We start from the raw sequence: 4,830 nt of genomic DNA on the forward strand, positions 1-4,830 counted from the left end.
CGTATGCGTCCGGCCAAGTCATCTACCCGTCCTCGCAAAGGCAAGACATGGTGTGCACTTAATTTAAGTGGGCACCAGTTCTATCCTTTTAAGCGGGTATTTCATGCAGCAAACACGCCGTTCCTATTCCAAATCCTTCAAGATCCAAGTCATTCAAGAGTGTGCCCAGCCCGGCGCTTCGATTGCCAGCATCGCGCTCAGCCATAGCCTCAACGCAAACCTCGTGCACAAATGGATTCGGGTACACACGCAGAAAAACACGGCACTGCAACCTGCGTTTCTCCCATTACCCCTACCGCTGGCAGGAGCAAACTCGCAAGCGGCATCATCGAATATCTGCGTAGAGATCCAGCACTCGCGTGGCACTGTCAAAGTGAACTGGCCAACAGAAAATGCTGCTGACTGCGCGACCTTTCTTCGAGACCTGCTGCGATGATTCGCATCGACTCCATCTGGCTCTCCACCGAGCCGATGGACATGCGCGCAGGAACCGAAACTGCGTTAGCCAGGGTGATCGCGGTGTTCGGTGCGGCGAAGCCGCACTGTGCTTATCTATTTGCCAACCGCCGCGCCACGCGCATTAAAGTTCTGGTGCATGATGGTTTCGGTATCTGGCTAGCAGCACGTCGGTTGAACCAGGGTAGGTTCCACTGGCCAAGCGTTCGTCATGGCTCTGAAATGCAGTTGGACACCGAGCAACTCCAGGCCTTGGTATTGGGCCTGCCATGGCAACGAGTGGGTTCCGGCGGCTCGATCACACTGCTTTAACGGCTGCCATTAGCCTATCGGTTGATCGCCGCGAACTGCCTGCTCTGGCAAAGTCGGCAGCATGACTTCTTCGCCTAATCTCGACCAAATGTCCCCCGACCAGCTGCGTGCCTTAGCAGCGCAGTTGCTGTCGCAGGTCGAAACCATGGGCAAGAAGATCAACCGCGATCAAACGGTCATCGAGAAACTGACCCACGAGATTGCCCAACTTAAGCGTTTGAAGTTTGCCAAGCGTAGCGAGCAGATGAGTCCTGAGCAGGCCAGCCTGCTAGATGACCTGATCGACACCGATATCGCGGCGATTGAAGCAGAGCTTCAGGCGTTGCAGACAGTGCCAGCAGCGACCGAGAAAAAGCAGAAGCCCAAGCGCACGGCATTGCCGGCAGAATTCCCACGCACGTTGATCCATCACGAACCGGACAACACCCACTGCCTATGCGGCTGCGCACTTAAGCGCATAGGTGAAGATATCAGCGAAAAGCTGGACTACACGCCGGGCGCGTTTACCGTCGAGCGCCATGTTCGTGGCAAGTGGGTTTGCGATGACTGCGAAACGCTGATCCAGGCACCCGTACCGGCGCAGGTCATCGACAAGGGCATCCCGACTGCCGGGTTACTTGCCCACGTCATGATCGCGAAGTTCGCTGATCATCTTCCGCTTTACCGTCAGGAATCGATTTTTGGTCGAGCTGGCTTGGGCATCCCACGTTCAACATTGGCTCAATGGGTTGGCACGACTGGCGTGCAGTTACAGCCGCTGGTCGATGCACTGCGCGACGTAGTGCTCGGGCAGCAAGTCATCCACGCCGACGAAACACCGGTACAGATGCTCGCTCCAGGCTCGAAGAAAACCCACCGCTCTTATGTTTGGGCCTACGCCACCAGCCAGTTCTGCGAAACAGCGGCAGTGGTTTACGACTTCAGCCCCAGCCGTGCCGGTGAGCATGCTCGCAACTTCCTGCGAGGCTGGAACGGCAATTTGGTCTGCGATGATTTTGGTGGCTACAAGGCCAGCTTCGAACTCGGGGTGACGGAGATCGGCTGCATGGCCCATGCGCGGCGCAAGTTCTTCGAACTGCATGCCACGAACAAAAGCACGCTCGCCGAACAAGCTCTTCGCTATATCCAATTGCTTTACGAAATAGAGAGTGAAGTCCGCGACCTGGAGCCAGATTCACGGCAACGAATACGGCAAGAAAAAGCCGTACCGGTGATGGAAAGGCTGCATGCCTGGATGATCGGCCAGCGCGATCTCGTGCCTGAAGGTTCGGCCATCAGCAGAGCCCTGGATTACAGCTTGAAACGATGGGCAGCGCTATCGCGCTACCTTGATGACGGGGCCGTACCCATTGACAATAATTGGGTTGAGAACCAAATCCGACCGTGGGCTCTTGGACGCAAGAACTGGCTATTTGCAGGATCGCTACGCAGCGGCAAACGGGCGGCAGCGATCATGAGTCTAATCCAATCTGCACGGCTCAACAGGCATGATCCGTATGCCTATCTGAAGGATGTACTCACGCGTCTGCCAACTCAGCGCGCAAGTGAGATTGCAGATTTACTGCCACATAACTGGCTTCCGCCACGGAGCCCTTGAAATGGAAAAGATTACAAAGCAGTTCTTTCATTCATGAGCTTGTTTGCTATCGCTCGGCGCTTGATCACGATCCTCAAGACTATAATCTCGAACTACTTGGGCGATGCGCAGGTGATAGTCATCGAAAACCTGCCTACGGCCTGCTAATTGGGCCGAACGATGTATCTCAAGGCCGCGCCACCGCTTAATAGCTTCCTCGTCACGCCAAAATGACAGTGAGAGAACCTTTCCTGGTTCACTTAGGCTTTGGAAACGCTCAACTGAGATGAAACCATCCAGCTCTGCTAGCAATGGTTTCAGTTCAGCGGCAAGATCAAGATACCGCTGGTATTGCTCCTCATGAGGCCATGCTTCAAAGATAACTGCGATCATTGTTGAGTTTCCCGATCACGATAAAAATAAGGGATGCGACCATTAAGGGAGGGCAAATAACTCCACAGATAAGGACGAGGAGATGAGGCTGGTTGTCGATGCAGCCATGCCAAAATCGCCTCAGAGGCGATAGTCAATGCAAGTTGCTGGCCTGGGCATTGATGTCTTCCTGAGCCGAAGCTGAAGGTTCGTCGTTGCGTTCGTTTGACCAAGAGTCTATCGGGGTCTGGGTTCGCGTAGGGATCCCTATTGGCTGAAGCGAGCAACACTAGAACGGTATCACCCGCCTCCAAGACGCTGCTCCCGATAGTGCATCGCTTCGCAACGAATCGCCGGGTGTTTTGCACGGGCGAGTCGTAGCGCGCTACCTCTTCCACCAAGTCTGCAACGAGCATCGGAGTAGATTGCATGTCTTTAATCAGATCAAGGTTACGATGCAACGCTACAAGGGTATTGCCGATCAGGCCTGCGGTGGCTTCGCAGGTCTGTGACAAAAGGCCGATCAGGTTAGCGATCAATGCATCATGATCTGTCCAGGCGGTGGCTTCGCATCCGCTCCAGATATGGCTCAAGAAGCGGCTACTTTCATCGTCGTTACTCAGCAGCGCGCTGAATAATTGACTAAGCCGAGTAGCCCCGGAATTAGCTTCATCGAGTTGAGTTTCGTTGCTTAACGGCGACAGGCAGGCGACAAAATTCCGTGTCAGCCTCGCTACTTCCTGTAGCCGGCTGGATGGAAGGCCTATCAAGGCGGCAATGACGGAAACCGGTAACGTGAACATCAACTCATCTAGGTTTTCGACCGGGTTATCGAGGGTCTCGACCACGCGAGACACGATGTCCGCGATGCTATCTGTCTCGACAGAGGCCAAGGCAGGTTCGATAGCCATCCTGGGGCACAGGTGCTGCGGGCCCTCGTTCATGCGCATCAAACGACCGAAAATCATTCCTGCCACGCCTTGCGCAATGGCAGGAGGTATCGGCTCGTTTAGCGGACGCACCCGACAGTCGGGATGCCCCAGAATGGCTTCGACAGCTATGGCACTACTTGCAATCCATAAACGAAGATCTGTATCGAATAGCAGGCCGTTTTGTCGCCTGAGACCTGAGTAATAAATGTAGGGATCAGTACGGGTAGCTGCTTCAAAAGGCGTCATTCCGGAAGTCCTGTTCACAAAGAACGGCTACTATCGAACATCCTCCATGGTGACGATTCGCTCAGGAACGAAATATGGATGCTGGAAGCAATGACACCGCGATTTCTCGGGTAGCCGGCGCTATTGCCGAACCAGCGAGGACGAAAATGCTTTGTTCGCTGATGGACGGCCACGCCCGTACCAGTACCGAAATGGCCGTCATCGCCGACGTGAGTGCATCCACGGCGAGCGCGCATTTGGCAAGACTAAAAGAGGACGGATTGGTAAGGTTGCACACGCAGGGCAGGCATCGCTACTACAGTCTGGCTGACGCGCAAGTGGCCCAGGCTATTGAGGCCCTCATGGTGATCAGCCAAAACGCAGATACACGATATGTGTCCACGACCCCAACCCGATTGCAGTTCGCGCGTACCTGTTATGACCACATGGCAGGAACACTGGCTGTACAACTGCATGACCATTTCATGGAGTCAGGCTGGTTAACCGTGCCGGTTTCTGGGGAGCCTATGTATCAGCTCACGATGAGCGGCGAAAAAGCCATGACCGATCTCGGTATCGAGATAGAAAAAGTAAGGGCACAACGGCGTCGTTTCGCGTGCTCCTGCCTGGACTGGAGCATGCGGCGCCCTCATCTTGCCGGAGCACTCGGAGCGGCTTTTCTACAGACGGTCATAAGCCGCAAGTGGGTTATCCAAGACCTTGATAGTCGGGCACTCGCATTGACATCCAAGGGACGAAAGGAGCTGTCTGGCCGATTCGGGATCATGTTGGAAAACAAAGAGATGGAGAGATCAGTAGTGCGGAATGCGACACGTCCCGCCGAGCCGGCTTTGCCGGCACGATAATTACTAATCCCTTCAGCTAAGCATCTATCAAGAAGCGGGCATTGCTTCGCGTGCCATATCTAAAATCAACGTGTATTAGCGGGACGCTTAC

General features: G+C 54.6%; 6 protein-coding genes. 4 read left to right on the forward strand and 2 right to left on the reverse strand.

Annotated elements, in window-relative coordinates:
• Positions 1-103 precede the first annotated feature (103 nt).
• The 3 genes from tnpA to tnpC all read left to right on the forward strand — a co-directional run bounded on the left by tnpA (position 104) and on the right by tnpC (position 2,365).
• Complete coding sequence (gene tnpA / locus HF257_RS33135; RefSeq protein ID WP_198913789.1) at positions 104-436, forward strand: IS66-like element accessory protein TnpA; 333 nt, start codon at positions 104-106, stop codon at positions 434-436.
• Complete coding sequence (gene tnpB, locus HF257_RS33415; protein ID WP_185711012.1) at positions 433-768, forward strand: IS66 family insertion sequence element accessory protein TnpB; 336 nt, start codon at positions 433-435, stop codon at positions 766-768. Before tnpA ends, tnpB begins: the two co-directional genes overlap by 4 nt.
• A 61-nt stretch (positions 769-829) precedes the next feature.
• Complete coding sequence (tnpC, locus tag HF257_RS33145) at positions 830-2,365, forward strand: IS66 family transposase (protein WP_185711011.1); 1,536 nt, start codon at positions 830-832, stop codon at positions 2,363-2,365.
• A gap of 27 nt (positions 2,366-2,392) precedes the next feature.
• Here tnpC and HF257_RS33150 read toward each other — a convergent pair whose 3' ends face one another.
• Both HF257_RS33150 and HF257_RS33155 read right to left on the reverse strand, forming a co-directional pair.
• Positions 2,393-2,737 carry an antibiotic biosynthesis monooxygenase family protein gene (locus HF257_RS33150; protein WP_185711010.1) on the reverse strand — a complete coding sequence of 115 codons (345 nt, stop codon included), beginning with the start codon at positions 2,735-2,737 and terminating at the stop codon, positions 2,393-2,395.
• Complete coding sequence (locus HF257_RS33155) at positions 2,734-3,894, reverse strand: cytochrome P450 (RefSeq protein ID WP_185711009.1); 1,161 nt, start codon at positions 3,892-3,894, stop codon at positions 2,734-2,736. Before HF257_RS33155 ends, HF257_RS33150 begins: the two co-directional genes overlap by 4 nt.
• A 74-nt stretch (positions 3,895-3,968) precedes the next feature.
• Between HF257_RS33155 and HF257_RS33160 the strand changes: the two genes are divergently transcribed.
• The gene (locus tag HF257_RS33160; protein ID WP_185711008.1) at positions 3,969-4,739 is read left to right on the forward strand and encodes an ArsR/SmtB family transcription factor; all 771 of its coding nucleotides are present in this window, start codon (positions 3,969-3,971) and stop codon (positions 4,737-4,739) included.
• Positions 4,740-4,830: the final 91 nt, after the last annotated feature.

The sequence above is a fragment of the Pseudomonas cremoris genome (genome assembly GCF_014230465.1).